The sequence below is a fragment of the Mesorhizobium sp. M4A.F.Ca.ET.090.04.2.1 genome, from assembly GCF_003999085.1.
Classification (GTDB): domain Bacteria; phylum Pseudomonadota; class Alphaproteobacteria; order Rhizobiales; family Rhizobiaceae; genus Mesorhizobium.
Window position 1 is genome coordinate 1 of sequence record NZ_RZOT01000670.1, and the last position, 2,837, is coordinate 2,837.

Here is a 2,837-nt window from a genome sequence, read left to right on the forward strand (position 1 = left end):
GGCTGGACACCTTCGCCGGCGATTTCGCCAACCATAAACGTTGCAGAAAATTGCGCTGCGGGCGCGGCCAGCTCTCTTCTCCCCGTTTACGGGGAGAAGGTGCCGGCAGGCGGATGAGGGGCGGCGCGACGATTCCAGGATTGGCTCGGTTCTCACCGAATGTCCCCATTCGGCATCACGTGACCATGGAAAGATGCCCCCTCAATCCCCCAGCGGCAGGCGGGGGTCGTCGACCTTCAGCGTGTTCACGCTCTGCTTGATGCGGCGCAGGTTCTCCAGCACCTTCGGGCCGCGCGTCTCGGCGACCGAGGTCACGATCATGTCGACGATGGCGAGCAGCGCGTAGCGCGACGATGTCGGCTTGTAGATGTTGCCGTCCTCGAACGACTGCAGATGGATGACCGTATCGGCGGCCTTGGCCAGTGCCGAGTCCGGCGCGGTGATGGCGACCGTCGTGGCGCCATACTGCTGCGCGACCTGCACCGCCTCGATGACCGATCGCGCATAGCCGGAAACCGAAAAGGCGACCAGCGTCGTCTCGGGCGTCGCGACCGCGGCGTACATGCGCTGCAGCTGCCCGTCGATCTGCGCCAGCACCGGCATGCCCAGCCGGAACAGCCGGTTCTGCATTTCGGTCGCCATCATCGAGGAGATGCCGCCGGAGCCGACGCACAAGACATTGCCGGAAGTTGCGATGCGCGCGGCGACGCCGACCAGCGCCGTCATGTCGAGGTTCTCGCCGGCGCGCTGGATGGCCGCTATCGCCGCTTCGGTGATGGCCGATGCGATGCGCTGCTCGCGCGCGTCGCGGCTAAGCGGCGCCGGCGACAGATACGGCCCGCCGATGGCGATCGCTTGCGCCAGGTAGAACTTGAAATCGCGCAGGCCCTCGCAGCCGAGATTGCGGCAGAAGCGGGTTACCGTCGGCTCACTGACGCCGACGCGCGCCGCGATCTCCGAGATCGCCGCCTTGGAAGCGAAATCGAGATCGGAAAGCACGAGGCCGGCCAGCCGGCGGTCCGACTTAGTGCCGTCCTGCGACATCAATTGCAGCCGCGTGACGATGTCGGCCGGCGTCTTCATCTGGGGTGACTTCATAGGGGCAGGCCCGTCGTCCTGTCGAACAGATGGGTGTTGCGCGGCTCGACGGTGACCGGCAAGCCGCCGATCACGTGATCGCCGGAGCTGATCGTTTCCAGGCCGGCCAGCATGCGCAGCAGGGTCGACTTTGCCGCACCCCGATGGCCCGACCAGCATGACGGACTCGCCGCTTTGATCTCGAGGTCGATATCCACGAGGATGCTGTGAAGCCCGAACGATTTCGACAGGTTGCGGAACTGGACATCGGTCATGGTCACGCTCCCAATATGTCGTCGATGAAAGGCAGGCACCCGGCGGTGAGCCCCGCATCGACCGGCATCACCACGCCCGTTACGCCGGATGCGCGGTCGGAGGCAAGGAAGGCCACCGTTTCGGCCACTTCCGACGCATTGACGATGCGGCCGAGCGGGTAGAGCCGCTTGAGCTTGGCGAGGATTTCGGGGTCCTTGGCCAGGCGATGCTCCCAGGCGGCGGTGCGGATCGATCCGGGGCAGACGACATTGGCGCGCACGCCGCTGCGGCCGAGCTCGACGGCGATCGACTTGGCATAGGCATTGATGCCCGCCTTGGCCGCGGCATAGGCGGGATTGCCGAAATGGGAAATCGCGTTGACCGAGGAGATGAAGACAACGTTGCCCGCGCCGCGCTTGGCCATCGCCTTGGCAATAGGATCGGCGAAAATCATCACGCCGGCCAGGTTGAGATCGAGCTCATGCGCGACCCTGTCCGCCGTCAGCGCGCCAAGCGTCTCGGCGCGGGTCCAGCCGGCATTGTTGATCAGGATGTCGGGGACGCCGTCGCTGTCGAGGATCGCTGCGATGGCTGTCTCGATCGAGACCCGGTCGAGCAGGTCGAAGACATGGCGCGAGGCAAGATGCGGGCTGGCCAGCGCCTCGTTCGACTGATCGCAGCCGACGACGCGCGCGCCGCGTTCGTTGAGCAGCGCCACGATCGCTGAGCCGAGGCCGCCGCCGGCACCCGTGACCACGGCCGTCTTGCCCTCGAATTCGGCTTTCGAAACCACAGCGCGCTCCTCCTCCGACGGAACGCTACTCAAGGAAATGAAATTAAGCAACAGAATGATCTGCTTGATTGATGCGAAATCACGGATAATGTAGGAAAGTCACATCAATCCTGAATCCTTCTGGCTACAGGCGCAGATGCCCTGGCGCTAGGAGCCGTCAAATAGCAATTCCAGCAATTCCGGGAAAAGCGTGCGGCGGTTTTCCGCCCGGAATTGCGAAAGACAAAGACTACACGGAGCATTCATGCGCATCTTCACCGCCTCGCTGGCGACGGAAACCAACACCTACTCGCCGGTGCCGACCGACCGGACCTCGTTCGAGATGGCCTTCTATGCCGGGCCGGGCAAGCATCCGGAAACGCCGACGCTGTGCTCGTCACCGATCGTGGCGCTGCGCCGGCGCGCGGCAGGCGAGGGCCTGACCGTCATCGAAGGCACCGCCACCTGGGCCGAGCCCGGCGGGCTGGTGCAGCGGCAGGCCTTTGAGGCGCTGCGCGACGAGATCCTCGGCCAGCTCAGGGAAGCGCTGCCGGTCGATGCCGTCATCCTCGGCCTGCATGGCGCGATGGTGGCGCAAGGCTATGACGACTGCGAGGGCGACCTGCTCGAACGCGTGCGCGCCATCGTCGGTCCGAAGGTGGTGATCGCCTCAGAGTTCGATCCGCACAGCCATTTGACGCCGAAGCGTGTCGCGGCATCCGACATCATGGCC

Annotated in this window: 4 protein-coding genes; 1 reads left to right on the plus strand and 3 read right to left on the minus strand. The window is 65.0% G+C overall.

Annotation, left to right across the window (positions count from 1 at the left end; genetic code table 11):
• Positions 1-201: 201 nt before the first annotated feature.
• Genes EN781_RS30100 through EN781_RS30110 form a run of 3 tightly spaced genes read right to left on the minus strand, consistent with a single transcriptional unit; the run spans position 202 to position 2,125 of the window.
• Positions 202-1,083: a MurR/RpiR family transcriptional regulator gene (locus tag EN781_RS30100; RefSeq protein ID WP_126059299.1), complete on the minus strand. Its 882-nt coding sequence runs from the start codon at positions 1,081-1,083 to the stop codon at positions 202-204.
• 11 nt (positions 1,084-1,094) lie between these two features.
• Positions 1,095-1,352 carry a hypothetical protein gene (locus tag EN781_RS30105; RefSeq protein WP_245455304.1) on the minus strand — a complete coding sequence of 86 codons (258 nt, stop codon included), beginning with the start codon at positions 1,350-1,352 and terminating at the stop codon, positions 1,095-1,097.
• 2 nt (positions 1,353-1,354) lie between these two features.
• The gene (locus EN781_RS30110) at positions 1,355-2,125 is read right to left on the minus strand and encodes an SDR family oxidoreductase (RefSeq protein ID WP_126057556.1); all 771 of its coding nucleotides are present in this window, start codon (positions 2,123-2,125) and stop codon (positions 1,355-1,357) included.
• Positions 2,126-2,369: 244 nt separating this feature from the next.
• Between EN781_RS30110 and EN781_RS30115 the strand changes: the two genes are divergently transcribed.
• Positions 2,370-2,837 (plus strand): M81 family metallopeptidase (locus tag EN781_RS30115; RefSeq protein ID WP_145965712.1); only part of this gene is annotated, 468 nt, incomplete at its 3' end.

Excerpts from the sequence above, each read along its gene's own strand:
- EN781_RS30100 (WP_126059299.1), bottom strand. The coding sequence starts at position 1,083 with ATGAAGACGCCGGCCGACATCGTCACGCGGCTGCAATTGATGTCGCAG.
- EN781_RS30105 (WP_245455304.1), bottom strand. The coding sequence starts at position 1,352 with ATGACCGATGTCCAGTTCCGCAACCTGTCGAAATCGTTCGGGCTTCAC.